Source organism: Quadrisphaera sp. GCM10027208 (assembly GCF_042658805.1).
Taxonomy (GTDB): Bacteria; Actinomycetota; Actinomycetes; order Actinomycetales; family SCSIO-59966; genus SCSIO-59966.
In genome coordinates, this window is sequence record NZ_JBHSRC010000007.1 from 88,178 (window position 1) to 114,698 (window position 26,521).

The following is a 26,521-nucleotide window of genomic DNA, read 5'->3' on the forward strand; positions in this document are numbered from 1 at the left end:
GCCCAGGGCGTGAAGACCATCGACGACCTCGGCGACCTGCGCGGGCGCCGCGTCCTCGTGCGCAGCGACCTCAACGTGCCGCTCGACGGGACGACCATCACCGACGACGGCCGGATCCGGGCGTCGCTGCCGACCTGGCAGCGACTGCTCGGGGCCGGCGCACGGGTGGTCGTCGTCGCCCACCTCGGCCGGCCGAAGGGTGCACCGGACGAGCGGTACTCGCTGCGGCCCGTGCACGAGCGGGTGACCGAGCTGCTACCCGGCACGACCGTCCGGTTCGCCGGCGACACCGTCGGGGAGCAGGCCCGCACGGCCGTCGCCGCCCTGCGCGACGGTGAGCTGCTGCTGCTGGAGAACCTGCGGTTCAACCCGGGGGAGACGAGCAAGGACGACGACGAGCGCGGCGCGTTCGCCGACCAGCTCGCCGCCCTGGCCGACGTCTACGTCTCCGACGGGTTCGGTGTCGTGCACCGCAAGCAGGCCAGCGTCTACGACGTCGCACAGCGGCTGCCGCACGCCGCGGGCGGACTCGTGCTCGCCGAGGTGGAGGTGCTGCGGCGGCTGACCGAGAACCCGCAGCGGCCCTACGTCGTCGTCCTCGGTGGCGCGAAGGTCTCCGACAAGCTCGGTGTCATCGAGAACCTGCTCGGTACCGCCGACCGGATCCTCGTCGGTGGCGGCATGGCCTTCACCTTCCTCGCCGCGCAGGGCCACGAGGTCGGCTCGAGCCTGCTGGAGGCCGACCAGGTGGACGTCGTGCGCGGCTACCTCGAGACGGCGAGCGAGCGCGGCGTGGAGTTCGTGCTGCCCACCGACGTCGTCGCGGCGACCGCGTTCAGCGCGGACGCCGAGCACGAGGTGGTCCCGGCCGACGCGATCCCGGCCGACCGGATCGGCCTGGACATCGGCCCCCGGTCGGCGTCCGAGTTCGCCCGGCACGTCGGCGAGGCCCGCACCGTGTTCTGGAACGGGCCGATGGGCGCGTTCGAGATGGCGCCGTACGCCGAGGGCACCCGGGCGCTGGCCGAGGCGCTGGCCCGCTCCGAGGCGTTCAGCGTGGTCGGCGGCGGGGACTCCGCCGCCGCCGTGCGGCTGCTCGGGTTCTCCGACGACGACTTCGGGCACATCTCCACCGGCGGCGGTGCGAGCCTGGAGTACCTCGAGGGCAAGACGCTGCCCGGGCTGGAGGTGCTCGCCTGATGGCCGTCACCCGGACCCCGCTGATGGCGGGGAACTGGAAGATGAACCTCGACCACCTCCAGGCGACCCACCTGGTGCAGAAGCTCGCCTGGACCCTGCAGGACGCCAAGCACGACGTCGCCGAGGTCGAGGTGGCCGTGCTGCCGCCGTTCACGGACCTGCGCTCGGTGCAGACGCTCGTCGACGGCGACCGGCTCGCCGTCCGGTACGGGGCGCAGGACTGCTCCCCGTACGACGAGGGCGCCTACACCGGTGACGTCTCCGCCCGGATGCTGGCCCGGCTGGGCTGCACCTACGTCGTGGTCGGGCACAGCGAGCGCCGCCAGCACCACCACGAGGACGACGCCCTCGTCGGCGCCAAGGCGCACGCCGCGCTCCGGCACGGCCTGACCCCGATCGTCTGCCTCGGTGAGGACCTCGCCGTCCGCCAGGAGCAGCGGCACGTCGAGCACTGCACCGGTTCCCTCGACGGCGTCCTGGACGCGCTGGTCGCGGCGGGCGCGACCGAGGAGCAGCTCGCCGGTCTCGTCGTGGCCTACGAGCCGGTCTGGGCGATCGGCACCGGTGAGGTCGCCTCCCCGCAGGACGCCCAGGAGGTCTGCGCAGCGTTGCGCGGGCGGCTGGCCGAACGCCACGGCGACGCCGTGGCCCAGGGCGTGCGGGTGCTGTACGGCGGGTCGGTGAAGTCCGGGAACGTCGCGTCGATCATGGCCCAGCCGGACGTCGACGGGGCGCTGGTCGGTGGGGCGAGCCTGGACGCCGAGGAGTTCGCCGCGATCTGCCGCTACCGGCATCACCAGGTCGGCCTGTGACGCCGGAGCACGTATCCTGTCCGGCGTCCGGACCGACCGACGGCTCGAAAGGCCCGCTGTGACCGCTCTGCGCATCACCCTCCAGGTGCTGCTCGCCCTGACCAGCCTGTTCCTCGTGCTGCTGATCCTCATGCACAAGGGACGCGGCGGCGGTCTGTCGGACATGTTCGGTGGCGGGATGTCCTCCGGGGCGGCGAGCTCCGGTGTCGCGGAGCGCAACCTCAACCGGTTCACCATCGGGGTGGCCGTCGTCTGGTCCGTGGTGATCGTGCTGCTCGGCGTCATCGAGCGGTTCTTCCCGCAGGGCTGACCGGGGGTCAGGACGCCGGGCACGGCAGGTACCACGAGGACGACGAGCACGACGAGCACGACAGGGAGCGAGGAACGGTGGCTGGTGGCAACGCGATCCGGGGGAGCCGGGTCGGAGCAGGCCCGATGGGTGAGGCCGAGCGGGGCGAGGCCGCCCCGCGGTTCTTCGTCTCGTACTGGTGTGCGAACCAGCACGAGACGCGACCCAGCTTCGCCGAGGAGGAGGGGCTGCAGGTCCCCGAGACCTGGGACTGCCCGCGCTGCGGCTTCCCCGCCGGCCAGGACCGGGACAACCCACCGGCGCCGCCGCGCAACGAGCCCTACAAGACCCACCTCGCGTACGTGAAGGAGCGTCGCAGCGACGCCGACGGCGAGGCCATCCTCGCCGAGGCCCTCGAGGCGCTGCGCGCCAAGCGGATCGTCCGCTAGCAGCCGGCGCTAGCAGCCAGCCCGGTCAGCCGGCCAGGTCACCGGGCAGCCCACCGGCCGCGGCGCGGTCGAGCAGCCACAGCGTCCGGCGCCGCCCGCGCGGACCGGCCGCGGGCACCTGCACCCGCCCCGCACCGCTGAGCGCCATCGTCACCGCGGGTGCCTTGTCGGCACCGGACACGACGAACCAGACCTCCTGCGCGGCGTCCAGCGCGGGGAAGGTCAGGGACACCCGCGTCGGCGGGGGCTTCGGCGCCCCGTGCACGCCGACGACCGTCCGCTGCGTCTCGTGCACGGCCGGGTGCTCAGGGAACAGCGAGGCGCAGTGCCCGTCCGGCCCGACCCCGAGGAGCACGACGTCGAACGCCGGTACTTCGGCGGGGTCCTCCGGCCGGCTCGCCGCCCGCAGCTCCTCGGCGTAGCGGGCGGCCGCGGCCTCGACGTCCTCGCGGGGCTCGTCGTCGGAGGCGGGGACCGGGTGGACCCGCGCCGGGTCGAGGTCGAGCCGGTCGAGCAGGGCGCGACGGGCCTGGGTCTCGTTGCGGTCGGCGTGCCCGGCCGGCAGGTACCGCTCGTCGCCCCACCACAGGTGCACCCGGCGCCAGTCGACGGCGTCCCGGGCCGGTGAGCCGGCGACCTCGGCGAGCACCCGGGTACCGATGCTCCCGCCGGTCAGCACGAGGTGCGCCTCCCCCTGGGAGGTGACGGCGTCGACGAGGCGGGTGACCAGCCGGGCGGCCGCTGCCGCGGCCAGCACGTCGGCGCCGGGGTGCACGACGACCGTCGGCGGGCTCGGGTTCACAGGACCTCCTCCAGGCCACGGGTCAGCACCTGGCCGTAGACGTCGTCAGGGTGCAGCCGGCGCAGCTCCTCGGCGAGGCAGTCGCTGTCACTGCGGCGGGGCAGGGAGACCCGCTGGTCGGGTCGGCCGGGGTGGGTCAGCACGGCGACGTCCCCCTGGCCCCGCTCGATCGCGACCGGGCCGGTCGGGCGGTCGAGGCGAACCGCCTCCAGCCCGTTGCCGCGCCCGGTGCGGACCCGGCGCACCGGGCAGCGCAGCCGGGAGCCGAGCCAGGCGGCGAGCAGGTCCGCGCTCGGGCTGTCGCTGGCCCCGGTGACGGTGACCCGCTCCACCGGCTCGAACGGCGGCTGGTCGAGCGCGGCGACGAGCAGCGCCCGCCACAGCGTCACCCGGGTCCAGGCCAGGTCGGTGTCACCGGGGGTGTAGCCCGCGGCCAGGCGACGCAGCGCGGCCCCGGGTCGGGCGGCGGTGGCGGCGTCGGTGATCCGCCGCTGGGCCATCGCCCCGACCTGGTCCGCCGCGGGCCGGTCCGGGGGCGGGCCCGGCCACCAGGCCACGACCGGGGCGTCGGGCAGCAGCAGCGGGACGACGAGGGCGTCGAGGTGGTCGCCCACCTGGCCGTAGGTGCGCAGCACGACGACCTCGCTGGCGCCGGCGTCCCCGCCGACCCGCAGCTGGCCGTCGAGACGGTCCGAGCCGCGCCGGGTTCCCCGGGACAGCACGATGACCCGGCACGGGTGCTCCCGCGAGGCGTCGTTCGCGGCCCGCACGGCGCCCTCGACACCGTGCTCGTCGGTCGGGACGACGAGGGTGAGCACCCGGCCCAGCGCCACCGCCCCGCCGCGGTCGCGCAGCTCGACCAGCGCCCGGGCGACGGCGCCGGTGGTCGTCTCCGGCAGGTCGACGATCACGGGCGCCGCCAGGCACGCCCGTCACGGGCCATCATCCGGTCGGCGGAGGCCGGCCCCCAGCTGCCGGCGGGGTAGTCCTCCGGCTCCCCGCGGCGTTCCCAGTGCCGGATCACCGGGTCGAGGATCTGCCAGGACAGCTCGACCTCCCGGTGCCGAGGGAACAGTGGGGGCTCGCCGAGCAGCACGTCCAGGAGCAGCCGCTCGTAGGCCTCCGGTGAGGACTCGGTGAACGAGTGCCCGTAGCCGAAGTCCATCGTCACGTCCCGGACCTCCATCGCCGTCCCGGGCACCTTGGAGCCGAACCGGATCGTCACCCCCTCGTCCGGCTGCACCCGGATGACCAGCGCGTTCTCCCCGAGCTCCTCGGTGGCGGTGTGCTCGAACGGCAGGTGCGGGGCCCGCTTGAAGACCACAGCGATCTCCGTCACCCGGCGACCGAGCCGCTTGCCGGTCCGCAGGTAGAACGGCACCCCGGCCCAGCGCCGGGTGTCGACGGTGAGGGTCAGCGCGGCGTAGGTCTCCGTCGTCGACCCGTCCGGGACGCCGTCCTCCTCCAGGTACCCGCGGACCTGCTCACCGCCCTGCCAGCCGGCCGCGTAGCGGCCCCGGGCGGTGCCGCGGGACAGGTCCGGGGGCAGCCGGACGGCGGAGAGCACCTTCTCCTTCTCCGCCCGCAGGTCCTGGGCGTCGAACGACACCGGCTCCTCCATCGCGGTGAGCGCCAGCAGCTGGAGCAGGTGGTTCTGGATGACGTCCCGGGCCGCGCCGATGCCGTCGTAGTAGCCGGCCCGCCCGCCGATCCCGATGTCCTCCGCCATCGTGATCTGCACGTGGTCGACGTAGTGGGCGTTCCAGACCGGCTCGAACAGCTGGTTGGCGAACCGCAGCGCCAGCAGGTTCTGCACCGTCTCCTTGCCGAGGTAGTGGTCGATCCGGAACACGGCGTCCGGCGGGAACACCGACTCGACCACCTCGTTGAGCTCTCGGGCGCTGGCCAGGTCGTGACCGAAGGGCTTCTCCACCACGACCCGGCGCCACTGGCCCCGCACCGGTGTCGACAGCCCGGACGCCGCGAGCCGGCGGGTGACCTCGGCGAAGTACCGGGGCGGCACGGACAGGTAGAACGCGTGGTTGCCGCCGGTGCCGCGCTCGGCGTCCAGCTCGGCGACGGTGCGCGCCAGCCGTTCGTAGGACTCGTCGTCGTCCAGCTCGCCCGGCACGAACCGCAGGCCCTCGCAGAGCTGCTGCCAGACGCTCTCGGAGAACGGCGTCCGGGCGTTCTCCCGCACGGCGTCGTGGACCACCTCGGCGAAGTCCTGGTCCGCCCACTGCCGGCGGGCGAAGCCGACGAGGCCGAACCCGGGGGGCAGCAGGCCGCGGTTGGCGAGGTCGTAGACGGCAGGCAGGAGCTTCGAGCGGGCCAGGTCACCGGTGACGCCGAACAGGACCAGGCTCGACGGGCCGGCGATGCGGGGGAGCCGCTTGTCCCGGGGGTCGCGAAGCGGGTTGCGGCCCGGGGCGACCCGGGCCGGGCTCACCCGCCGCCCAGCAGCGTCCGGACCCGGTCCAGGGCCGCGGGGGTGGTGGCGTGCAGGCGCAGCACCGGGCGGCCGGCGGCGGCGAGCACGTCGGCGTCCCCGGCGGCCTGGGCGGCGATCAGCTCGCCGAAGGTGAACGGCAGCCCGGGGACGGGCAGGTCCTCCGGCACGCCGGAGGTGACCTGCAGGTAGCACCCGGTCGCCGGGCCGCCCTTGTGGTACTGGCCCGTGGAGTGCAGGAACCGCGGCCCGTACCCGAACGTCACCGGCCGCCCGGTGCGGGCCGCCAGGGCGTCCCGGACGGCGTCCAGGCCGGTGCCGCCCTCGCGGTCCACGTACGCCATCACCGCCAGGTAGCCGCGCTCGGTGTCGAGCCGGGACAGCAGGGCGGCCAGCGCGCCGTCGAGGTCCTCCACCCCGTCGAGCAGGCCGCCGCTGCCGCGCACCTCGACACCGTCCTCGGTCAGCGCCGGCGGCGCCGGCGCTGACCGGGAGTCGAGCAGGCCGCGGGCGGCCTGCTTGGCGGACTCGACGTCGGGCTGGTCGAACGGGTTGACCCCGAGCAGCCGGCCGGCCACCGCCGTGGCGTACTCCCACAGCAGCAGCTGCGCGCCCAGCGGGCCGCCGGTGCCCACGTGGGCGGGACCCGGGTCGGTGCCGGCGAGGCCGCCGCCTCCGCCCGGCTCCAGGTGGACGACGAGCAGGTCGTCGGCCGGGTCGTCGAGCTCGGGCGCCCCGGGTCCGACGACGACGGGCAGCAGTCCGGTGCCCTGCTTGCCGGTGGACTCGGCGAGCAGCTGTTCGGCCCAGTCCCCGAAGCCGGGCAGGCCCGCCCCGGCGTCGACGAGCACGACCTTGTCGCGCAGCGGGTCGGTGCCGCCCAGGGCGGCCCCCAGGCGCAGCGCCGGGTTGTCCGGGGTGTCGGCGGACAGCAGCGGGTCCGCCGCGGCGGCCTCGTCGAGCAGGGCGGCCACGTCGGCCCCGGCCAGCCCGGCGGGCACCAGCCCGAACGCGGTCAGCGCGCTGTACCGGCCGCCGACGTCCGGGTCGGCGAGGAAGACGGCCCGGTAGCCGCCGTCCCGGGCGGTCTGCTCGAGCCGGGAGCCGGGGTCGGTGACGACGACCAGTCGCCGGGCCGGGTCCACCCCGGCCTGGCGGAGCGCGGCCTCGGCGGCCCGGCGCTGGCTGTCGGTCTCCACGGTCGTCCCGGACTTGCTCGACACGACGACGACGGTCGCCTCGGGGCGCTCCGCCAGAGCGCGGCGGACCTGGTCCGGGTCGGTGGAGTCCAGGACGGTGAGCGGCACGCCGGCAGTCGCGGTGATGACCTCGGGGGCGAGGGACGAGCCGCCCATCCCGCACAGCAGGACCCGGTCGACGCCCTCGGCGCGCAGCTCCTCGCGCAGCCGGGTGATCGGCTCGACGAGCTCGCGCGACCGCTCGTGGGCGGCCACCCAGCCGAGCCGGACCGCTGCCTCCTGGCGCGCCCCAGGGCCCCACAGGTCGGGGTCCTGACGGCGTACGCCGGAGGCCACGCCGTCCGAGACGAGGCGGGGGACGTGCCGGTCAGCGGCGTCCCGGGCCGGTCCGGCGACGGTGACGTGCAGGTCGGTCACGACCGCGCCTGAGGTGCGTCGTCCATCGCCGCGCGGGCCTTGTCCATCTCCATACGGGCTTTGTCCATCTCCGCACGGACGGTGGCCAGCAGCTCCTCCCACGACTTCTCGAACTTCTCGACGCCCTCGCGCTCGAGTTGGTCGGTGACGTCGGTGTAGGAGACCCCGAGCCGGGCGAGGGCGTCGAACACCCGGGCGGACTCCGCCTCGGTGCCGGTCACGGTGTCCCCGACGACCTCGCCGTGGTCCGCCACCGCCTCGAGGGTCTTCAGCGGCATCGTGTTGACGGTGCCCGGGGCGACGAGCTCGGTGACGTAGAGGGTGTCGGGGTAGGCCGGGTCCTTGACCCCGGTCGAGGCCCACAGCGGCCGCTGCGGGTGCGCGCCGTCCTCGGCCAGCACCTGCCAGCGCGGGGTGGAGAACACCTCCCGGTGGGCGTGGTAGGCGAGCCGGGCGTTGGCGAGTCCCGCGCGGCCGCGCAGCTCGGCGGCCTCGGGGACGGTCATCGCGTCGAGCCGGCCGTCGACCTCGGAGTCCACCCGGCTGACGAAGAAGCTGGCGACCGAGTGGATGGTGGACAGGTCACGCCCGGCCTCACGGGCCTGCTCGAGCCCGGTGAGGAAGGCCTGCATCACGGCGCGGTAGCGGTCCAGGCTGAAGATCAGCGTGACGTTGACGCTGATCCCCTCGCTGAGTGCGGTCGTGATCGCCGGAAGTCCCTCCACGGTGGCCGGGATCTTGATGAAGAGGTTCGGCCGGTCCACCGCCTTCCACAGGGTGCGTGCTGCCTCGACGGTGGCGTCGGTGTCCCGGGCCAGCCGCGGGTCCACCTCCAGGCTGACCCGGCCGTCGACACCGCCGGTGCGCTCGTGCACCGGCCGCAGCAGGTCGCACGCGTCCCGGACGTCGGTGGTGGTGATCTCGTGGACCACCTCCTCGACGCCCGCACCGCGGGCGACGAGCTCACGGACCTGGTCGCTGTACTGCTCGCCCTCGGCGAGCGCCGAGGCGAAGATCGTCGGGTTCGAGGTGACGCCGACGACGTGCCGCTCGTCGACGAGACGCTGCAGGTCGCCGCCGGCGATCAGCTCGCGGGACAGGTCGTCGAGCCAGACGGCGACGCCGGCCCGGCTCAGGTCGGCCAGTGCGGTGCTCATGGGTGCTGCCTCCAGGTGGGGGTCTTCAGGGTCGGTCGGCGGCGCCGCCGTCCGCCGGGGCGGACGTCGTCCCGCCGGGGGAGTCCTCGCCGCGGACGGCGGCGAGGGACTGCCGGGCCGCCTCGACCACGGCGTCCGCGGTGACGCCGAGCTCACGGAACAGGGTCTGGTAGTCGGCCGAGGCGCCGAAGTGCTCGACGGACACGCTGCGGCCCGCGTCACCGACGACGTCCCGCCAGCCCTGGGCCACGGCTGCCTCGACCGAGACCCGGGCCCGCACGGCCGCCGGCAGCACGGACTCGCGGTACTCGTCGTCCTGCTCGGCGAACCACTCGCGGCAGGGCATCGAGACGACCCTGGTGGGCACCCCGTCGGCCTGCAGGCGGTCACGGGCCTGCAGCGCGAGCTGCACCTCCGACCCGGTGGCCACGACGATCACCTCGGGGTCGCCGCCGGTGGCCTCGGCCAGGACGTAGCCACCGCGGGCAGTGCCGTCGGCGGCGGCCAGCGTGTCACCCCGGGCGGGCCCGTCGCCGCGCTCGAACGTGGGGACGTTCTGGCGGGTCAGGCACAGCCCGGCGGGTCCGTCGGTGCGCTCGAGCACCGTGCGCCAGGCCCACACCGTCTCGTTCGCGTCGGCGGGCCGCACCACGGCCAGGCCCGGGACGGCGCGCAGGGCGGCCAGGTGCTCGATCGGCTGGTGGGTGGGCCCGTCCTCCCCGAGACCGATCGAGTCGTGGGTCCACACGTAGATGGTCGGGATCTGCATGAGCGCGGCGAGCCGGACGGCGGGGCGCATGTAGTCGCTGAACACCAGGAAGGTGCCGCCGTAGGCACGCGTCCCGCCGTGCAGGGTGATGCCGTTGAGGACGGCACCCATCGCGTGCTCGCGGACGCCGAAGTGCAGGACCCGGCCGTACCGGTTGCCGGGGAACATCTGGGTCGCGTGCTCCTCCGGGACGAAGGACGGCTCACCCTCCATCGTCGTGTTGTTGCTGTCGGCGAGGTCGGCGGACCCGCCCCACAGCTCCGGCAGCACCGGCGCCAGGGCGGACAGGACCGCGCCCGAGGCCTTGCGGGTGGCCATGTCCTTCCCGGCCGGGAACGTCGGCAGCGCCTCGGTCCAGCCGGCCGGAAGCCTCCGCTCCCGCATCCGGTCGAGCAGGTCGGCGCGCTCGGGGTTGGCCGCCCGCCAGTCGGCGTACTGCTGGTCCCAGGCGTCCCGGGCGGCTCGGGCACGGTCGGCGACCCGCCGGGTGTGGTCGAGGACCTCGTCCTCGACGACGAACGTGGCGTCCGGGTCGAAGCCCAGGATCTCCTTGACCGCCCGTACCTCCTCCTCGCCGAGGGCCGAGCCGTGCGCCTTGCCGGTGTCCTTGAGGTTCGGGGCCGGCCAGCCGATGACCGTGCGCAGCGAGATGATCGAGGGCCGGTCGGTCTCGGCGACCGCCGCCTGCAGGGCGGCGTGCAGCGCCTCGACGTCCTCGACGTACTCGTGGCCGTCCCGGCCGCTGCGCCAGTCGACGCGCTGGGTGTGCCAGCCGTAGGCGGCGTACCGGCCCAGCACGTCCTCGGTGAAGGCGATGTCGGTGTCGTCCTCGATCGAGATCTCGTTGTCGTCGTAGAGGACGACGAGGTTGCCGAGCCGCTGGTGCCCGGCGAGCGAGGACGCCTCGGCGGACACTCCCTCCTGCATGTCGCCGTCGGAGGCGATGACGAACACCCGGTGGTCGAAGGGGCTCTGCCCGGGGGCGGCGTCCGGGTCGAGCAGCCCCCGCTCCCGGCGGGCCGCCATCGCCATGCCGACCGCCGAGGCCAGGCCCTGGCCCAGCGGACCGGTGGTGATCTCGACGCCGTCGGTGTGCTGGTACTCCGGGTGCCCGGGCGTCCTGGAGCCCCACGTCCGCAGGGCGGCGATGTCATCGACGGTCAGGCCGTAGCCGGACAGGAACAGCTGCAGGTAGAGCGTCAGGCTGGTGTGCCCCGCCGAGAGCACGAACCGGTCGCGCCCGAGCCAGTGCGGGTCGGCGGGGTCGTGGCGCATCACCCGCTGGAAGAGCAGGTAGGCGGCCGGCGCCAGGCTCATCGCCGTCCCGGGGTGGCCGCTGCCGGCCTTCTGGACGGCGTCCGCGGCCAGCACCCGGACGGTGTCGACCGCCCGCCGGTCCAGGTCCGTCCACTCCAGCGTGCTCGTCTCGAGCCCGCTCGTTCCGGGGTTGCTCGTTCCCGTGCTGCCGACTGCGCTCACCAGACCCCATCTCCGGCCGCGGGACCGGTGCCCTGCGCGGCCTTCGTCTGCGTCATCCGTTGCGTCATCACCGGTCCGTTCGAGCCTACCGACGCGTGCCGGGAGCGCGACCCGGCGCCGCCACGGTCGCCGTCGGGGGCGGGCGTAGACTCCTGCTCTCGTGCACCTGCGACCCGAGGGACTGATCAACGTCGTGACCGCCGACTCGGCCGCGGGCCCCCAGGCGCCGCGGCGCCGCGCGGCAGGAACCGGACGATTCAGCACCAGAGAGCGCGTCCTGGGCTTCGTCGGTCTGCTCAAGCCGCGGATCATCGAGCTGCTGCTGGTGACGACGGTGCCGACGATGATCCTGGCCGCCGGCGGGTTCCCGCCCGTCGGGCTCGTGCTCGCCACCCTGGTCGGCGGCACGCTCGCCGCGGGCGGCGCGCACACCCTGAACTCCTACCTCGACCGGGACATCGACCGGCTCATGCACCGGACCAGCTCGCGTCCGCTGGTCACCGGCGTCGTGCGGCCACGGGAGGCGCTGTGGTTCGGCGTCGCCTTGTCCGTCGTGTCGGTGCTGTGGTTCGCGGTGCTCGTCAACACGTTTGCCGCCCTGCTGACCGCGGCCGCCGTGCTGCTCTACGTGGTCTTCTACACGATCGGGCTCAAGCGGCGGACCCGGCAGAACATCGTCTGGGGCGGGGCCGCCGGGGCGATGCCCGTGCTCATCGGGTGGGCCGCGGTGACCGAGAGCCTGACCTGGGCGCCGTGGCTGCTGTTCCTCGTCATCTTCCTGTGGACGCCGCCGCACTACTGGCCGCTGTCGATGAAGTACCGGCGGGACTACGAGGCCGCTGGGGTGCCGATGCTCGGGGCGGTCGAGGAGCCGACCGTCGTGGCCCGCCAGGTGGTCCGCTACAGCTGGGCGATGGTCGCCGCGACCCTGCTGCTGGTGCCGCTGGGCCCGACGGGCGTGGTGTACGCGGTGGCCGCCGTCGTCCTCGGCGCCTGGTTCCTCGTCGAGGCCTACGCCCTGCAGGCCCGGGCGCGCCGCGCCGAGCGGGCCGACGAGGTCCGCGCGATGCGGCTGTTCCACGCGTCGATCACGTACTTGACGCTGCTGTTCGTCGCGATCGCGGTGGATCCGTTCGTGCCGTCCCCCTGGTGAGCCCTGGGTCCGTCTCGGGTAGCGGGGTCCGCTCCCGCAGCGCGGCCAGCAGCGCGGTGAGGGTGACGACGAGCAGGACGGCGCCCAGCATGTGCAGGGCGACCAGCACCTCCGGCAGCCCGGTGGCGTACTGCACGTAGCCGACGAGTGCCTGGGCGAGCGTGACCAGGAGCACCCAGCGAGCGCGTTCGCGCACCCGCTGCGGCGCGCCGGTCGCGCTCAGCGCGACCATCAGCCCGACCAGCAGGCCGACGAACAGCAGGACGAGGTCGGCGTGCACCCAGCTCACCGTGCGCGGGTCGAGGTCGAAGCGCGCCGGCGCCTCGGCGTCCCCGGAGTGCGGCCCGCTGCCGGTGACGACGGTGCCGACGACGAGGACGGCGGCGCCGACCGCCGCGAGCAGCAGCGCGAGCCGGTGGACGACCGGCGCCACGACGAGGCGGGCCGGACCGTCGGGGGAGTGCACCCGGACGTAGAGCCAGACCGACAGCGCGATGATGACCATGGACACTAGGAAGTGCGCCGCCACGGTCACCGGGTGCAGCGAGGTCAGCACGGTGACACCACCGAGGACCGCCTGGGCGACGACCCCGAGCAACGGGGCCGCGGCCAGCGGGCGCAGGTGCCGGCGGCCGGTCCGCCACACCAGCATGAGCGCGGCCAGCGCGGTGAGACCGACGACGAAGGTCAGCAGCCGGTTGCCGAACTCGATGTAGGGGTGCCAGCCGTCCGCCTGCTCGACCACCGGCGTGTAGCTGCCCGGGACGCACTGCGGCCAGGTCGGGCAGCCCAGCCCGGAGCCGGTGAGCCGGACGAGGCCGCCGGTGACGACGATGCCGGACTGGGCGACGACGTTCGCCCCGAGCACGAGTCGGGAGAGCTTCACCGGACCAGGGTGCCTTACGTACCCAGCGAGCCCCGCAGCAGGCTGTTCCCGGAGTGGGCGGGGTCGCCGTCCAGCGGTTCGACGGAGACGTCGACGACCGGGAACTCGCCGAGGTCCAGACCCGCAGGGAGGGCGAAGTCGCCCTCCGCCCCGGCGAGGATGCCCAGCGGGACCATCCGCTGGGCCTGCTCGTCGAGCAGCCACACCTCGTAGAAGCCGTCGTCGTCCTCCGGCAGGGACGCGGCGCTGAGCCGCAGCACGAGCCCGTCGTCGGTGCGCACGACGCGGGCGTCGCCGGTCCCGGCGCTGTCGACGAGCGCCTCGAGCTCGGTGGCGGCGACCGCCTCCCGGGTGACGTCGCCGTCGCCGGTGCTGCCCACGGCGGCGACGACAGCCCCGCCGGTCAGGGCCCCGACGACGGAGGCGGCGACCAGGGCCCACGTCGACCAGCGCCCGGCACGGGCCGCGGACGAGGCCGGCGAGTCCGGGGACGTCGGCGGGGTCGGGGGAGCAGACGTCACCGCCGGGGACGGGGTGGCAGCAGCCGTGGCGGCCGCGATCCCGGCCCACACCTGAGGGGGCGGGTCCGCCCGGTCGACGTCACCGCCGCGGGCTGCGGCCACGACCGAGCGCAGGGTGTTGAGCTCGCCGGCGCAGACCGGGCAGCGGGCGAGGTGGTCGGTGTCGACCGGGACCTGCTCGCCGAGCGCGAGCAGGGCGAGGTCCTCGGGGTCGACGTGAGGTTCCCCGGTGCGGGCGGCGTCAGAGGGCTGCACCGGTCACCTCCAGTCGAGTGCGCAGCCGGCCGAGCGTGCGCCGGATGTGGCTCTTCACGGTGCCGAGCGGCAGGTCCAGGCGCTCGGCGATCTGCTGGTGGGTCAGGTCGGCGTAGAACGCCAGCTCGACGATGGTCCGCTGCGGCTCGCCGACGCGGGCCAGCTCGTCGTCGATGACCAGCCGGCGGGCCACCTCGTCCTCGTGCCCGGCGTGCTGGGCGTGGTCGGCGCCGTGGACGTCGGCGGGGTCGGTGAGGACCTCGCTGCGGCGGGGCCGCCCGCGCAGTGCGTCGGTCACCTTGTGTCGGGTGATGCCCACCAGCCAGGCCGGCAGCACCCCGGCGTCCGGCCGGAACCGGTCCCTGGACTGCCAGGCGGCGATGAACACCTGCTGGGTGACGTCCTGCGCCTCGTCCGGGCCCACCGCCCGGACGGCGAGGCCGTGGACCAGCGAGGCCCAGCGGGCGTAGGCGAGGGCGAGGGCCCGTTCGTCACCGGCGGCGAAGAGCCGGCCCACCTCGGCGTCGTCCACGCCGGGGTCGTCGACCGGGACGGCGGGCGGCTCCGCGCGGCGCCGGAGCGGGACGACGGGTGCCGCGGCAGCGGTGTCGTCTCCGGTCACGCGCACCACGCTAACCGTGCTCACCCGGTGTCGCCCGCAGGCACGGCCGTGATGACCACGTTGTCCCGGTAGGAGCGGGTCTGCTCGATGAACGGGCCGCCGCAGGTCACGACGGTGAGCCGGGGCGGGCCGGCCCGGTCGAAGATCACGTCGGTCGGCAGCGCCGCCTTCGTGATCGTCTCGCGGCCCACCACGGTGAACGGCGCCACCGTTCCGTCCGTGCGGCGGACGAGCAGCTCGTCGCCGGGGGCGAGGTCCTGCAGGGCGAACAGGGCGCCGGGCCCGCCGGCCCGGGTGTCGACGTGCCCGGCGAGGACGGCCGACCCCTCCGCTCCCGGGGCGGGACCGAACCGGTACCAGCCGACCCGTGCGCCGTCCGCCGGGATGGTCATCGAGCCGTTCGGCTCGACCCCGACGGGGTCCACCGGGGCGACCACCCCGAGGGACGGCACGTTCAGCTCGACCGGCACCGGCACCGGCTCCGGCGCCGCCGGCGTGGTGGTCGGCAGGGTGGCCGGCAGGGTGGCCGGCGCAGTGCTGGGCGCCAGCGGTGGGACGGCCGCGGCCGGGGAGTCGTCAGCCTCCCCGGCCGCGACCTCGGCCGCCCGGACGCCGGCGTCGGGAGGAGGTGCCGGCGTCCGGGCGGCGGTCAGGGCGACGCCCGCGACGACCAGGCAGCCGACGAGCGCGGCGACGGTCAGCGGACGTCCCACGCTCAGCCTCGGGAGCTGGCGCGGGCGGGGAGCAGGCGGCGTCCGGCCAGGGCGGCGCCGGCCAGGGCGCCGGCGCCCAGGACGAGCAGCCAGGGCTCGGCGGGGTCGGCCAGGCCCGCCTCGCCCGAGGGGATCCCGGACGGCGCGCCGTGCAGGCCGTCGATGGTCTGGACGGCCAGCGCGAGCGAGTTCTCCTCCGCCGAGCCCCAGGCGTAGACGATCGTCGCGACGCCCTCGGCCACGTCCACGTCGGCCGGGCCGATCGCCACGGTGTCGGTGCCGGCCAGGACGACGTCGGCGCTCACCGTGCCGGCCGGCAGCTCGAGGGTGGCCTCGTCGGGGTTCTCCAGGCCCGGGACGACGACCTCGCCGCCGGCGCGCACGTCGACCGCCGGGGCGGCTGCGGTGTGCCGGACCGTCAGCCGGCCCTCACCCGCCGCGAGCGTGGAGACGTCGTTGACGAACGGGGTCAGCACCGGCGTCCCGTCGGCGCTCAGGTGCGCGACGACCGTGACGTTCGCGCCGCCGGGCACCGCGACGTCGTCGGCCTGGATCGCCGGGTCCGCGGCGTCCGGGTCGGCGCCCGCCTCGTAGACGGCGAGGTCGTACTCGCCGGCCGGCAGCTGGAGCGGGTCGGTCAGCGTCCCGGGGGCGAAGTCGGGCAGCAGCACCTCACCGTTCGCGTAGACGTCCACGGTCAGGCCGGGGACGCCGTGCAGCACGGACACGGTGGCCTCGCCGGTGCTGGCGGAGGCGGGGGCGGCGAGGGCGAGGCCGGCGAGGGCCAGTGGAGCGGCGGCCAGGGTGACGGCCGCGGGGGTCCTGCGCATGAGTGGCTCCTGAGGCTGGTGGGTCCGCCCGGTGCGGACCTCGTGCCCTCTCTTCCGCCGCCGGCCCGGATCCGGATGCACCGGTCACCCCCAGCGGAACCAGCGGGCCGCGGCGGTGCCGGCGACCAGCGCCCAGCCGGTGAGCACCGCCAGCGCGGCGACGTCCGGACGGCCGTCGACGAGGGCCGTGCGCATCCCTTCGCCCAGAGCGCCCGACGGCAGCCAGGGGGCCGCCGCGGCCAGCGGGCTCGGCAGGTGCTCAGGCGGCACGACGACCCCACCGCCGGCGAGCAGCAGCACCCAGACCAGGTTCGCGACCGCGAGCACCGCCTCGGCTCGTAACGTGCCGGCGAGCAGCAGTGCCAGGGCGGTGAACGCGGCGGTGCCCGCGACGACGACGAGCAGGGCCGGCAGCACGCCCGCCGGGTCGGGCGCCCAGCCGAGCGCGAGCGCGACCCCGCCGAGCACGAGCACCTGCAGCGCCTGGACGACGAGGACGGCGAGCACCCGGCCGGCGAGCAGGCCGCCGCGGCCGAGCGGTGTGGTGCCGAGCAGCCGCAGCACCCCGGCCCGCCGGTCGAACCCGGTCGCGATCGCCTGCCCGGTGAAGGCCGTCGACATCACCGCCAGCGCCAGCACGCCGGGGGCGACGACGTCGACCCGCTCCCGCCCGGGCGGCACGGTGAGGTCGACGAGCCCGCCCACGGTGAGGGCGAGCAGGACGAGCACCGGCAGGACGAGGGTGAGCAGCAGCTGCTCGCCGTTGCGCAGCAGCACCCCGGCGTCCCACCGTCCCTGGGCCAGCACCCGGGCCGGCCACGGCGCCGCGCTCACCGCAGCCCCCGGCCGGTCAGCTCGAGGAACACGTCCTCGAGGGTCCGCCGGCCCAGGGTGAGCCGTTCGGGCATCACGCCCTGCGCGGCGCACCACGACGTCACCGTGGCCACCACCTGCGGGTCGACGTGGCCGGCGACGAGGTACCGGCCCGGCGCCGGCTCCTCGGCCGTGGTGCCCGCGGGCAGCGCCTGGGCCAGGCCAGCGAGCGGGAGGGCCGGCGGCGCCTCGAACCGGATCGTCGCTGCCGCCGTGCGGGAGCCGGTGAGGTCGGCGGGTGTCCCGGCGGCGACGACTCGGCCGTGGTCCACGACGACGACGGTGCCGGCGAGCCGTTCCGCCTCCTCCATGTCGTGGGTGGTCAGCACCACGGCGACGCCGTCGGCGACCAGACCGCGGACGACGTCGTGCACCGCCAGGCGGGCCTGCGGGTCGAGGCCGGCCCCGGGCTCGTCGAGGAAGACGAGCTCGGGGCGGCCGACGAGGGCGGCGGCCAGGGCCAGGCGCTGGCGCTGGCCCCCGGACAGCCGGCGGACCGGGGTCCGGGCGAAGGCGTCGATGCCGAGCCGCTCGGCCAGCGGTTCCACCGGCGCCGCCGACGCGTGCAGCCGGGCCAGGTGGCGCAGCAGGGCCAGCGGCCGGGCCGCGGTCGGCAGGCCACCGTCCTGGAGCATCACGCCGACCCGCGAGCGCAGCTGCGCGCCGCCACGGCGGGGGTCCTGGCCGAGGACCCGCACGCTCCCGGCGTCCGGCGTGCGCAGTCCCTCGCAGCACTCCACGGTGGTGGTCTTGCCCGCCCCGTTGGGCCCCAGCACGGCGGTGACCGCGCCGAAGGAGGCGTCCAGGTCGAGTCCGTCGACGGCGACGGTGCGCCCGTAGCGCTTGACCAGCCCGCGGATCTCCAGCGCCGGCGGTCCGGCAGGGGGCAGGGGCACCCGGCGAGTCTAGTTTTGCCTCACGGGGACTAATTACGGCATCATCGTGTTGTGCAATACGTGACCTCGTCCGTCCGCGAGAGCGACGCCCGGACCCGTGACCGGGTCGCCCGCGCCGTGCTCGAGCACGGACCCGTCACGGCCAGCGAGCTCGCCGTCCGACTCGGCGTCACCGCCGCCGCCGTCCGCCGGCACCTCGAGCGCATGCTCGCCGACGGCCTCGTCGAGACCCACCAGGGGCCCTCCTACGGCCGCCGGGGGCGGGGCCGCCCGGCCCGCCGGTTCGTCCTCACCGACGCCGGGCACGCCGCGATGACGACCGCGTACGACGACCTGGCCACCTCGGCGCTGCGGTTCCTCGCCGAGCGACAGGGCCGGCAGGCGGTCGAGGCGTTCGCCCGGGCGCGGGTCGCCGAGCTCGAGCAGCGCTACGCCCCTCGGGTGGCGGCCGCCGGGGAGGACGTACCCTCGCGGGCGGACGCCCTCGCCGAGGCCTTGTCCGCCGACGGGTACGCCGCGAGCACCCGGCCGGTCGGCGCCGGACCCGGCGCCGGCGTCACCCAGCTCTGCCAGGGGCACTGCCCGGTTCAGCACGTCGCCGCGGAGTTCCCCGAGCTGTGCGAGGCCGAGACCGAGGCGTTCTCCCGCCTGCTGGGCGTGCACGTCCAGCGGCTGGCGACACTCGCCCACGGTGAGCACGTCTGCACCACGCACGTTCCTGCCGTACCGGCACCCGCCGCCGCAGCAGAACCCCAGGGAAGGAACAGCTGATGACCACCTCCGACATCGAGGCCCGTAACCCCGAGCTCAAGGGGCTGGGCACCTACGAGTACGGCTGGGCCGACCCCGACGCGGCCGGCGCCTCCGCCCGGCGGGGGCTGTCCGCCGAGGTCGTCGAGGACATCTCCGGGCGCAAGAACGAGCCGGAGTGGATGCTGCGCACCCGGCTGAAGGCCCTGCGCCTGTTCGACAAGAAGCCGATGCCGACGTGGGGCAGCGACCTCACCGGCATCGACTTCGACAACATCAAGTACTTCGTGAAGTCCACCGAGAAGCAGGCCACCTCCTGGGAGGAGCTGCCGGAGGACATCCGGAACACCTACGACCGGCTCGGCATCCCGGAGGCGGAGAAGCAGCGGCTGGTCGCCGGCGTCGCCGCGCAGTACGAGTGCCTGGACGGGGAGAGCCTCGTCTGGACGGCGAACCGCGGCCAGGTCCGGATCAAGGAGATCGAGCCCGGGGACCGGGTCTTCGCCTACGACGAGCAGGCCGAGGGCTTCGTCGTGGCTCCGGTGCGCGCTGCGGCCCAGACGGACACCAGGCAGGTGTACGAGGTGCGTGTCGGTGGACGGTCGATCAAGGCCACCGACAACCACCCCTTCCTCGCCCTGAGGGACGAGCGCAAGGAGGGGCGGCAGCGTGCCCGCTACCACCGTCGTTGGGTGACCCTCGGTGACCTGCGTCCTGGCGACCTCGTGGCTGTGCCGCGCTCCCTGCCGGACTTCGGCTCGCCGTACGCGTTGCCGCCCGCCCACGGCATGACGGCTCCTGAGGAGACCACGGTCGACCTCATGTGGCTGCTCGGCTTCCTCGTCGGCGACGGCACCCTGCAGAGCTCCGGGCGGACCCACCGGGTGCAGTTCGCCGTGCACGAGGACGACGCTGCGGTGCGGGCCGAGATCGCCCGCGTCGTCGGGGACCTGTTCGGTCTGCGCGCCGTGGAGGCCGACCCGTACCGGGTCGTCGTCAACTCCCGGGCCCTGGTCGACTGGCTGTGGGCCCTCGGGATCTCCGGCGCCTCCCACACCAAGTCGGTGCCCGAGTGGGTCTTCGGACTGCCGCGTGACCAGCGGCTCGCCTTTCTCGGCGGCTGGGTGGACGCGGACGGCTACGTCCGTCCCGACGACGACGGCGGTGTGGTGCTGACGTCCGTCAGCGCTCCGCTGATCGAGCAGGCAAAGGCGCTCGCGGAGCTGAGCGGCCTGCGTGCCGGTGGACCGTGGGGCTTCACCCAGCCTCACCGGCACGACCCCAGTCGTCTCGGCGGGGCGTTCCGGCTCGGCATCACCGGCGGCTTCGAGGCGCTCGGCTGCCGCAACCCCAAGCGGCTCGAGCGGTTCGGCCGCCGCCGGTACGGCCAGTCGGCCACCTCGGCCCGCGGGACCACGTTCCGGTCCCACGTCACCGAGCACCTGGGCTTCGCCAGGGTCGACTCCATCACGCCGGTGGACGTGGCGCCGGTCTACGACATCGAGGTCGACGGCCCGCACAACTTCATCGCCGAGGGCCTCGTCGTGCACAACTCGGAGGTCGTGTACCACCAGATCCGCGAGGACCTGGAGGCCAAGGGCGTCATCTTCGTCGACACCGACACCGGCCTGAGGGAGCACGAGGACCTCTTCAAGGAGTACTTCGGCTCGGTCATCCCGCCCGGCGACAACAAGTTCGCGGCGCTCAACACGGCCGTGTGGTCCGGCGGGTCGTTCATCTACGTGCCCCCGGGCGTCCACGTCGACATCCCGCTGCAGGCCTACTTCCGGATCAACACCGAGAACATGGGCCAGTTCGAGCGGACGCTGATCATCGCCGACGAGGGCTCGTACGTGCACTACGTCGAGGGCTGCACGGCGCCGATCTACAAGACCGACTCGCTGCACTCCGCGGTCGTCGAGATCGTCGTCAAGAAGAACGCCCGGGTGCGGTACACGACGATCCAGAACTGGTCGAACAACGTGTACAACCTCGTCACGAAGCGGGCCACCGCCGCCGAGGGCGCCACGATGGAGTGGGTCGACGGCAACATCGGCTCCAAGGTGACGATGAAGTACCCGGCGGTCTTCCTGCTCGGCGAGCACGCCAAGGGGGAGACGCTGTCCATCGCCTTCGCCGGTGAGGGCCAGCACCAGGACGCCGGCGCCAAGATGGTCCACGCCGCGCCGCACACCTCCTCGACCATCGTGTCGAAGTCGGTCGCCCGCGGTGGTGGCCGGACCTCCTACCGAGGCCTGGTGCAGGTGCTCGAGGGCGCCCACCACTCGGCGTCCACGGTCCGGTGCGACGCGCTGCTCGTCGACACGATCAGCCGGTCCGACACCTACCCCTACGTCGACGTCCGTGAGGACGACGTCTCCATGGGTCACGAGGCGACGGTCTCCAAGGTCAGCGAGGACCAGCTCTTCTACCTGATGTCCCGCGGGATGAGCGAGGAGGAGGCGATGGCGATGATCGTCCGCGGCTTCGTCGAGCCCATCGCCCGCGAGCTGCCCATGGAGTATGCCCTCGAGCTGAACCGGCTCATCGAGCTGCAGATGGAAGGAGCCGTCGGCTGACGATGGCGGACACCACGACCACCACCGAGAGCACCGCGCCAGGGCGGGACGTGCCCGCCGAGGACCTACGGCAGGAGCACGCCGTCGACCACGCCGCCGAGGCCCCCGCCCCGGTCACGCTGGACTCCTCGGCGACGCCGGGACCCGGCGGCGACGTCCAGCACGGCCTGGCCGCGCACTCCCACGGCGCCGGGGTGCCGGAGCAGTCCCGGGCCGAGCGGCGCACCTCGTTCTCCCCGGCGGACTTCCCGGAGGTCACCGGACGCGAGGAGGACTGGCGGTTCACGCCCGTGGACCGGATCGGGCCGCTGCTCACCGAGGGCCCCGCGGACGCCGACGCCGTGCGCGTCGAGGTCCAGGCCCTCGACGGCGTCCGGCACCGGAGGGTGCCGCGCGAGGACGGCGCGGTCGGCACGGCCTTCGTGCCCGGTGACCGGGCCGCCGCGGTGGCCTGGGCGGGCACCACCCTGGCGGACGTCGTCGAGATCCCCGCGCAGGCCGAGCTCGTCGAACCGGTGCGGGTCCGGCTGCACGGCCAGGACGCCGGCCGCCGCGGCCACGGCCACCTCGTCGTCGACGCCGGCCCGTTGTCCGCGGCGACCGTGCTCATCGACCACGACGGCAGCGCCCGCTGGTCCGGCAACGTCGAGATCCGGGTCGGGGACGGGGCACGGCTCACCGTGGTGACCGTGCAGCAGTGGGACGACGACGCCGTCCACCTCGCCCAGCACGACGCGCTGGTGGGCCGGGACGCGCGGTTCACCCACGTCGCCGTCACCCTCGGCGGTGCCGTCGTCCGGATGAACGCGAACGTTCGTTACGGCGGGCCGGGCGGCGAGGCCACCCTGCTCGGCGTGTACTTCGCCGACGCCGGTCAGCACCTCGAGCACCGCTCCTTCGTCGACCACGGGCCGGCGCACTGCCGCAGCAACGTGGTCTACAAGGGGGCCCTGCAGGGCGACACGGCCCACACGGTCTGGGTGGGTGACGTGCTGATCCGCGCCGAGGCGGAGGGCACGGACACCTACGAGCTCAACCGCAACCTCGTCCTCACCGACGGCGCCCGCGCCGACTCCGTGCCGAACCTGGAGATCGAGACCGGTGAGATCGTCGGAGCCGGGCACGCCAGCGCCACCGGCCGCTTCGACGACGAGCAGCTGTTCTACCTGCAGGCACGCGGCATCCCCGAGGACGAGGCGCGCCGGCTCGTCGTCCGCGGGTTCTTCGCCGACGTCGTCCAGCGGATCGGGGTCCCGGAGGTCGTCGACCGGCTGATGGCCGCCATCGACGACGAGCTCGCCGGCTCGGTGCAGTCCGGGAGCCGCCGGTGAGCGCCCAGCGCGTCTGCTCGGTCACCGACGTGCCCGCGGACACCAACGTGCTGCGGGTGGAGGTCCCCGGACCGGCCGGCACCGTGCCCGTCGCCGTCGTCCGGGACGAGCACGGCGACCTGCACGCCGTCTCCGACATCTGCTCCCACCAGGACGTGTCGCTGTCCGAGGGAGAGGTCGACGACTGCACCATCGAGTGCTGGCTGCACGGGTCGCGGTTCGACCTGCGCACCGGGCGCCCCACCGCGCTGCCGGCCACCCGCCCGATCCCCGTCTACCGGCTCACCGTCGAGGGGGAGGACGTCCTCGTCGACGTCACCGCCCCCCTCGGCGCGGACGCCGCCGAGTCCGCCACCAGCAAGGAGCGCTGAGAAGCACCCATGTCCACACTCGAGATCCACGACCTGCACGTCAGCGTCGACGCCGACGGCGAGGCCAAGGAGATCCTCAAGGGGGTCGACCTCACCGTCCGGCAGGGCGAGACCCACGCGATCATGGGGCCCAACGGCTCCGGGAAGTCCACCCTCGCCTACGCCCTGGCCGGGCACCCGAAGTACACCGTCACCAGCGGCAGCGTGACCCTCGACGGCCAGGACGTGCTCGAGATGAGCGTCGACGCGCGGGCCCGAGCCGGGATGTTCCTCGCCATGCAGTACCCGGTCGAGGTACCCGGGGTCACCGTCTCGAACTTCCTGCGCACCGCGAAGACCGCCGTCGACGGCAAGGCGCCCGCCCTGCGGCACTGGGTCAAGGACGTCCGCACCGCGATGGAGAACCTCAGGATCGACCCGGCGTTCGCCGAGCGGAACGTCAACGAGGGCTTCTCCGGCGGTGAGAAGAAGCGGCACGAGATCCTCCAGCTCGAGCTCCTCAAGCCGCGGATCGCCATCCTCGACGAGACCGACTCCGGCCTGGACGTCGACGCCCTCAAGGTGGTCTCCGAGGGCGTCAACCGGGTCCGCGCCACCGGCGAGGTCGGCGTCCTGCTCATCACCCACTACACCCGGATCCTGCGGTACATCCAGCCCGACTTCGTGCACGTCTTCGTCGACGGCCGGATCGTCGAGGAGGGCGGCGCCGACCTCGCCGAGCGGCTCGAGGCCGAGGGCTACGACCGCTTCACCACCCAGACGGTCTGACGGTGGGGGACGTGGGCGACCGGCTGGACGTGCAGGCCGGGCTGGACGTCGAGGCGGTGCGCAAGGACTTCCCGATCCTCGCGCGTCGCCTCGACGGCGACCGCCCGCTGGTCTACCTCGACTCGGCCAACACCTCGCAGAAGCCCCGGGCGGTCATCGACGCGGTCGCCGAGCACGACGCGTGGCACAACGCCAACGTCGCCCGCGCCGTCCACCAGCTGGGCGGTGAGGCGACGGCCGCCTACGAGGGGGCCCGGCAGGACGTCGCCCGGTTCATCGGCGCCGGACGCGCCGAGGAGGTCGTCTTCACCAAGAACGCCTCCGAGGCGCTCAACCTCGCCGCCGCCGTCCTCGGCTGGGCCGACCCCCCGCTGCGGGTCGGTCCCGGCGACGAGGTGCTCGTCACCGAGATGGAGCACCACTCCAACCTCGTGCCCTGGCAGCTGCTGTGCCGGCGCACCGGCGCCACCCTGCGGTGGATCGGCGTCACCGACGACGGCCGGCTCGACCTCGACGGGCTGGACGACCTGCTGACCGAGCGCACCAAGGTGCTCGCCGTGACCTGGGTGTCCAACGTGCTGGGCACCGTCAACCCGGTCGCCGAGCTCGTCCGGCGGGCCCGCGAGGTGGGCGCGCTCACCGTCGTTGACGCCAGCCAGGCCGTCCCGCAGATGCCGGTCGACCTCGCCGGTCTCGGTGACGGCCGCCCGGACCTGCTGGCCTTCACCGGGCACAAGATGCTCGGCCCGACCGGGATCGGCGTCCTGTGGGGCCGCTACGACCTGCTCGAGCAGCTGCCCCCCTTCCTCGGCGGCGGCGAGATGGTCGGCGTGGTCGAGATGGCCGGGTCCACGTACGCGGCGCCCCCGCACCGGTTCGAGGCCGGCACCCCGCCGATCACCCAGGCCGTCGGTCTGGGCGCCGCGGTGCGCTACCTCGAGGGCCTCGGCATGGAGGCCGTCGCCGCGCACGAGCAGCACGTCACCGCGCGGCTGCTCGAGGGCCTCGCCGACGTGCCTGGTCTTCGGGTCCTCGGCCCGGCGGAGCCCGTCGACCGCGGCGGGGCAGTGAGCTTCACCCTCGACGGCGTCCACCCGCACGACGTCGCCCAGCTCCTCGACTCCTACGGCATCGCCGTGCGCGCCGGGCACCACTGCGCCCGCCCGCTGCACGTCCGGTTCGGCGTCCAGGCGTCGAACCGGGCCTCGTCGTACCTGTACACGACCGACGCCGAGGTCGACGCCCTCGTCGACGCCCTGCACCGCACCCGCGCCTTCTTCGGAGCCGCCCGATGAGCATGGACCAGCTGTACCAGGAGCTCATCCTCGACCACGCCCGCTCCCCGCACCGGGCCGGGCTGCGCGAGCCCTACGACGTCGAGGTCCACCACGTGAACCCGACCTGCGGCGACGAGATCACGCTGCGGGTCCGGCTGGCCGGGGACCGGGTGGAGGACGTGTCGTACGAGTCCGCCGGCTGCTCGATCAGTGTCGCCGGCGCCTCGGTGATGGCCGACGAGGTCACCAGCGCGACCGTGGACGGCGCGATGCAGCGGTACGCGGCCGTGCTCGACGTCCTGCAGGGCCGGGCCGACGCCGACCCCGAGCGGGACGGGGACGTCGCCGCGTTCGCCGGCGTCCGGCGGTTCCCGGCCCGGGTGAAGTGCGCCCTGCTCGGCTGGGCGGCGATGCGGGACGCGGTCTCGCAGGCCGTCGCCGCTGCGGGTGACAATGGCAGTGCGACCGACGACAGTGCGACCGACGACAGTGCGACCGACGACAGTGCGACCGACGACAGGGAGAGGTCATGACCGACACCACCACCGCGAAGCAGACCGACGCGGCCGACGTGGAGGAGGCGCTGCGCGACGTCGTCGACCCAGAGCTCGGCATCAACGTCGTCGACCTGGGGCTCGTCTACGGCATCACCGTGGACCAGCACCATCACGCGGTCATCGACATGACCCTGACCTCGGCGGCCTGCCCGCTGACCGACGTCATCGAGGAACAGGTCACCCAGGTGCTCGACGGGCTCGTCGCAGGACACCGGATCAACTGGGTCTGGATGCCGCCGTGGGGACCGGACAAGATCACCGAAGAGGGCCGCGAGCAGCTGCGGGCACTGGGCTTCAACGTCTGAACCGGCCCTGGACACCGCCCCGGCCGGGACCCACCGGCTCCTCGAGCTGCCACCTGAGCGGCTGGTCCGCTGGGTCAGCGGTTTCGGTGAACGGCACGGGACCGAGGAGCTGACGGTCGTCCGGGAGCCGGGCCGGCCCGACGTCGTCCGGGTGACCGGCGCCGACGGGGCCCGGGCGGACCTCGAGGTGCCGTGGTCGTCGCTGCCCGCCGGCGACGACCCGCTCGCGGCACTGGTCGAGCACGCCGCCCGGCCGCGCACCGCGTTCCTCCTGCTGGTGCGGCGCGGCGGCTTTGCCGCGGGGGTCGCGCGCACGGGTCATCTGCTCGACCACAGCGTCGGCAGCCGGCACGTGCAGGGCCGGACGGCGGCCGGTGGCTGGTCGCAGCAGCGGTTCGCCCGACGCCGCGCCGGTCAGGCGGCCGTCCTCGAGGACGCCGCCGTGCAGACCGCCCGCAGACTGCTGGACCGGCTCCCCGCGGCTGACCTTCCGGAGGTGGTCGTCCGCGGCGGGGACCGCCGGCTCGTGGACGCCGTGCTCACCGATCCCCGGCTGCGGCCGCTGGCGGACCTGCCGCGCTCCCCGCTCCTCGACGTCCGGGACCCCCGGCTCGCCGTGCTCGAGGACACCGCTCAGCGCGCCCGCGCCGTCCGCGTCCGCCTCACCGACCCCCCACCCCCCACTTCGTGATCATGCAATCCCGCCACCCCGCCCGGCCCACTTCGTGATCATGCAATCCCGCCACCCCGCCCCCGGTCACAGCCGCGCGCCACAGAATGCTGGATTTGGGGCAGCTTTCCCGGCGTGTCGT

26 protein-coding genes and 2 pseudogenes are annotated in these 26,521 nt (G+C 74.4%); 15 read left to right on the forward strand and 13 right to left on the reverse strand.

Annotation, left to right across the window (positions count from 1 at the left end):
* The first annotated feature begins 9 nt into the window (after positions 1–9).
* The 4 genes from ACFP6A_RS11970 (at position 10) to ACFP6A_RS11985 (ending at position 2,750) form a co-directional block, all read left to right on the forward strand.
* Positions 10–1,200 (forward strand): phosphoglycerate kinase, encoded by a 1,191-nt coding sequence (locus tag ACFP6A_RS11970; RefSeq protein WP_379603829.1) that lies wholly within the window; start codon positions 10–12, stop codon positions 1,198–1,200.
* Positions 1,200–2,012 carry a triose-phosphate isomerase gene (gene tpiA / locus ACFP6A_RS11975; RefSeq protein WP_379603831.1) on the forward strand — a complete coding sequence of 271 codons (813 nt, stop codon included), beginning with the start codon at positions 1,200–1,202 and terminating at the stop codon, positions 2,010–2,012. Before ACFP6A_RS11970 ends, tpiA begins: the two co-directional genes overlap by 1 nt.
* Positions 2,013–2,070: 58 nt before the next feature.
* Positions 2,071–2,322: a preprotein translocase subunit SecG gene (gene secG / locus ACFP6A_RS11980; RefSeq protein ID WP_379603833.1), complete on the forward strand. Its 252-nt coding sequence runs from the start codon at positions 2,071–2,073 to the stop codon at positions 2,320–2,322.
* 77 nt (positions 2,323–2,399) lie between these two features.
* Entirely contained in the window at positions 2,400–2,750 is a 351-nt protein-coding gene (locus tag ACFP6A_RS11985) for an RNA polymerase-binding protein RbpA (protein WP_379603835.1), read from the forward strand.
* A gap of 25 nt (positions 2,751–2,775) precedes the next feature.
* On the opposite strand, the gene pgl is transcribed toward ACFP6A_RS11985, so the two are convergent.
* From pgl to tkt, 6 genes are read right to left on the reverse strand one after another with little or no spacing between them, the layout of a single operon-like run.
* A complete protein-coding gene (gene pgl, locus ACFP6A_RS11990) occupies positions 2,776–3,552 on the reverse strand; it encodes a 6-phosphogluconolactonase (RefSeq protein WP_379603836.1) in 777 nt (258 codons plus the stop codon).
* The gene (gene opcA / locus ACFP6A_RS11995) at positions 3,549–4,463 is read right to left on the reverse strand and encodes a glucose-6-phosphate dehydrogenase assembly protein OpcA (RefSeq protein WP_379603838.1); all 915 of its coding nucleotides are present in this window, start codon (positions 4,461–4,463) and stop codon (positions 3,549–3,551) included. Before opcA ends, pgl begins: the two co-directional genes overlap by 4 nt.
* Complete coding sequence (zwf, locus tag ACFP6A_RS12000; protein ID WP_379603840.1) at positions 4,460–6,001, reverse strand: glucose-6-phosphate dehydrogenase; 1,542 nt, start codon at positions 5,999–6,001, stop codon at positions 4,460–4,462. Before zwf ends, opcA begins: the two co-directional genes overlap by 4 nt.
* Positions 5,998–7,617: a glucose-6-phosphate isomerase gene (locus ACFP6A_RS12005; protein WP_379603842.1), complete on the reverse strand. Its 1,620-nt coding sequence runs from the start codon at positions 7,615–7,617 to the stop codon at positions 5,998–6,000. The genes zwf and ACFP6A_RS12005 overlap by 4 nt, the downstream gene beginning before the upstream one ends.
* On the reverse strand, positions 7,614–8,774 hold the full coding sequence (tal, locus tag ACFP6A_RS12010; protein ID WP_379603844.1) for a transaldolase: 1,161 nt from the start codon (positions 8,772–8,774) through the stop codon (positions 7,614–7,616). Before tal ends, ACFP6A_RS12005 begins: the two co-directional genes overlap by 4 nt.
* Before the next feature lie 25 nt (positions 8,775–8,799).
* Positions 8,800–11,022, reverse strand: a complete 2,223-nt coding sequence (tkt, locus tag ACFP6A_RS12015; protein WP_379603846.1) for a transketolase — start codon at positions 11,020–11,022, stop codon at positions 8,800–8,802.
* Positions 11,023–11,299: 277 nt separating this feature from the next.
* Between tkt and ACFP6A_RS12020 the strand changes: the two genes are divergently transcribed.
* A complete protein-coding gene (locus ACFP6A_RS12020) occupies positions 11,300–12,175 on the forward strand; it encodes a heme o synthase (RefSeq protein WP_379603970.1) in 876 nt (291 codons plus the stop codon).
* Here ACFP6A_RS12020 and ACFP6A_RS12025 read toward each other — a convergent pair.
* The 7 genes from ACFP6A_RS12025 to ACFP6A_RS12055 form a co-directional block, all read right to left on the reverse strand.
* A complete protein-coding gene (locus ACFP6A_RS12025) occupies positions 12,111–13,061 on the reverse strand; it encodes a heme A synthase (RefSeq protein ID WP_379603847.1) in 951 nt (316 codons plus the stop codon). The genes ACFP6A_RS12020 and ACFP6A_RS12025 overlap by 65 nt on opposite strands.
* Before the next feature lie 14 nt (positions 13,062–13,075).
* The gene (locus ACFP6A_RS12030) at positions 13,076–13,837 is read right to left on the reverse strand and encodes an anti-sigma factor (RefSeq protein ID WP_379603849.1); all 762 of its coding nucleotides are present in this window, start codon (positions 13,835–13,837) and stop codon (positions 13,076–13,078) included.
* Positions 13,824–14,459, reverse strand: coding sequence for an RNA polymerase sigma factor (locus ACFP6A_RS12035; RefSeq protein WP_379603850.1), 636 nt, complete (start codon positions 14,457–14,459; stop codon positions 13,824–13,826). The genes ACFP6A_RS12030 and ACFP6A_RS12035 overlap by 14 nt, the downstream gene beginning before the upstream one ends.
* Positions 14,460–14,479: 20 nt before the next feature.
* Entirely contained in the window at positions 14,480–15,172 is a 693-nt protein-coding gene (locus ACFP6A_RS12040; RefSeq protein WP_379603851.1) for a class F sortase, read from the reverse strand.
* 2 nt (positions 15,173–15,174) lie between these two features.
* On the reverse strand, positions 15,175–16,002 hold the full coding sequence (locus ACFP6A_RS12045; RefSeq protein ID WP_379603853.1) for a DUF4397 domain-containing protein: 828 nt from the start codon (positions 16,000–16,002) through the stop codon (positions 15,175–15,177).
* Positions 16,003–16,086: 84 nt separating this feature from the next.
* Positions 16,087–16,836 carry an ABC transporter permease gene (locus tag ACFP6A_RS12050; protein WP_379603855.1) on the reverse strand — a complete coding sequence of 250 codons (750 nt, stop codon included), beginning with the start codon at positions 16,834–16,836 and terminating at the stop codon, positions 16,087–16,089.
* The gene (locus ACFP6A_RS12055; RefSeq protein ID WP_379603857.1) at positions 16,833–17,771 is read right to left on the reverse strand and encodes an ABC transporter ATP-binding protein; all 939 of its coding nucleotides are present in this window, start codon (positions 17,769–17,771) and stop codon (positions 16,833–16,835) included. The genes ACFP6A_RS12050 and ACFP6A_RS12055 overlap by 4 nt, the downstream gene beginning before the upstream one ends.
* A gap of 51 nt (positions 17,772–17,822) precedes the next feature.
* Here ACFP6A_RS12055 and ACFP6A_RS12060 point away from each other — a divergent pair, with 51 nt between their 5' ends.
* From ACFP6A_RS12060 to ACFP6A_RS12105, 10 genes and pseudogenes are all read left to right on the forward strand, one after another.
* Positions 17,823–18,542 (forward strand): helix-turn-helix transcriptional regulator, encoded by a 720-nt coding sequence (locus tag ACFP6A_RS12060; protein ID WP_379603859.1) that lies wholly within the window; start codon positions 17,823–17,825, stop codon positions 18,540–18,542.
* Positions 18,542–20,071 (forward strand): annotated as a pseudogene (locus tag ACFP6A_RS12065) (LAGLIDADG family homing endonuclease); the annotation flags it as partial. The gene ACFP6A_RS12060 and the pseudogene ACFP6A_RS12065, both read left to right, overlap by 1 nt.
* Positions 20,072–21,100, forward strand: a pseudogene (gene sufB, locus ACFP6A_RS12070) (Fe-S cluster assembly protein SufB); the annotation flags it as partial.
* Between the two features lie 2 nt (positions 21,101–21,102).
* Entirely contained in the window at positions 21,103–22,431 is a 1,329-nt protein-coding gene (gene sufD, locus ACFP6A_RS12075) for a Fe-S cluster assembly protein SufD (protein ID WP_379603861.1), read from the forward strand.
* Positions 22,428–22,802 carry a non-heme iron oxygenase ferredoxin subunit gene (locus ACFP6A_RS12080; RefSeq protein WP_379603863.1) on the forward strand — a complete coding sequence of 125 codons (375 nt, stop codon included), beginning with the start codon at positions 22,428–22,430 and terminating at the stop codon, positions 22,800–22,802. Before sufD ends, ACFP6A_RS12080 begins: the two co-directional genes overlap by 4 nt.
* Positions 22,803–22,811: 9 nt before the next feature.
* Complete coding sequence (gene sufC / locus ACFP6A_RS12085) at positions 22,812–23,570, forward strand: Fe-S cluster assembly ATPase SufC (protein WP_379603865.1); 759 nt, start codon at positions 22,812–22,814, stop codon at positions 23,568–23,570.
* Between the two features lie 11 nt (positions 23,571–23,581).
* A complete protein-coding gene (locus ACFP6A_RS12090; RefSeq protein WP_379603867.1) occupies positions 23,582–24,865 on the forward strand; it encodes a cysteine desulfurase in 1,284 nt (427 codons plus the stop codon).
* Positions 24,862–25,380 carry a Fe-S cluster assembly sulfur transfer protein SufU gene (gene sufU, locus ACFP6A_RS12095; protein ID WP_379603869.1) on the forward strand — a complete coding sequence of 173 codons (519 nt, stop codon included), beginning with the start codon at positions 24,862–24,864 and terminating at the stop codon, positions 25,378–25,380. Before ACFP6A_RS12090 ends, sufU begins: the two co-directional genes overlap by 4 nt.
* Positions 25,377–25,709, forward strand: coding sequence for a metal-sulfur cluster assembly factor (locus ACFP6A_RS12100; protein ID WP_379603871.1), 333 nt, complete (start codon positions 25,377–25,379; stop codon positions 25,707–25,709). Before sufU ends, ACFP6A_RS12100 begins: the two co-directional genes overlap by 4 nt.
* A 46-nt stretch (positions 25,710–25,755) precedes the next feature.
* A complete protein-coding gene (locus tag ACFP6A_RS12105; protein WP_379603971.1) occupies positions 25,756–26,400 on the forward strand; it encodes an acVLRF1 family peptidyl-tRNA hydrolase in 645 nt (214 codons plus the stop codon).
* The last annotated feature ends 121 nt before the right edge of the window (positions 26,401–26,521 follow it).

What these genes read in the sequence shown, in the direction of transcription:
- tpiA (WP_379603831.1), top strand. Translation starts at nt 1,200, where the DNA reads ATGGCCGTCACCCGGACCCCGCTGATGGCGGGGAACTGGAAGATGAAC.
- tal (WP_379603844.1), bottom strand. Translation starts at nt 8,774, where the DNA reads ATGAGCACCGCACTGGCCGACCTGAGCCGGGCCGGCGTCGCCGTCTGG.
- ACFP6A_RS12045 (WP_379603853.1), bottom strand. Translation starts at nt 16,002, where the DNA reads ATGCGCAGGACCCCCGCGGCCGTCACCCTGGCCGCCGCTCCACTGGCC.
- sufD (WP_379603861.1), top strand. Translation starts at nt 21,103, where the DNA reads ATGGCGGACACCACGACCACCACCGAGAGCACCGCGCCAGGGCGGGAC.
- sufC (WP_379603865.1), top strand. Translation starts at nt 22,812, where the DNA reads ATGTCCACACTCGAGATCCACGACCTGCACGTCAGCGTCGACGCCGAC.
- sufU (WP_379603869.1), top strand. Translation starts at nt 24,862, where the DNA reads ATGAGCATGGACCAGCTGTACCAGGAGCTCATCCTCGACCACGCCCGC.
- ACFP6A_RS12100 (WP_379603871.1), top strand. Translation starts at nt 25,377, where the DNA reads ATGACCGACACCACCACCGCGAAGCAGACCGACGCGGCCGACGTGGAG.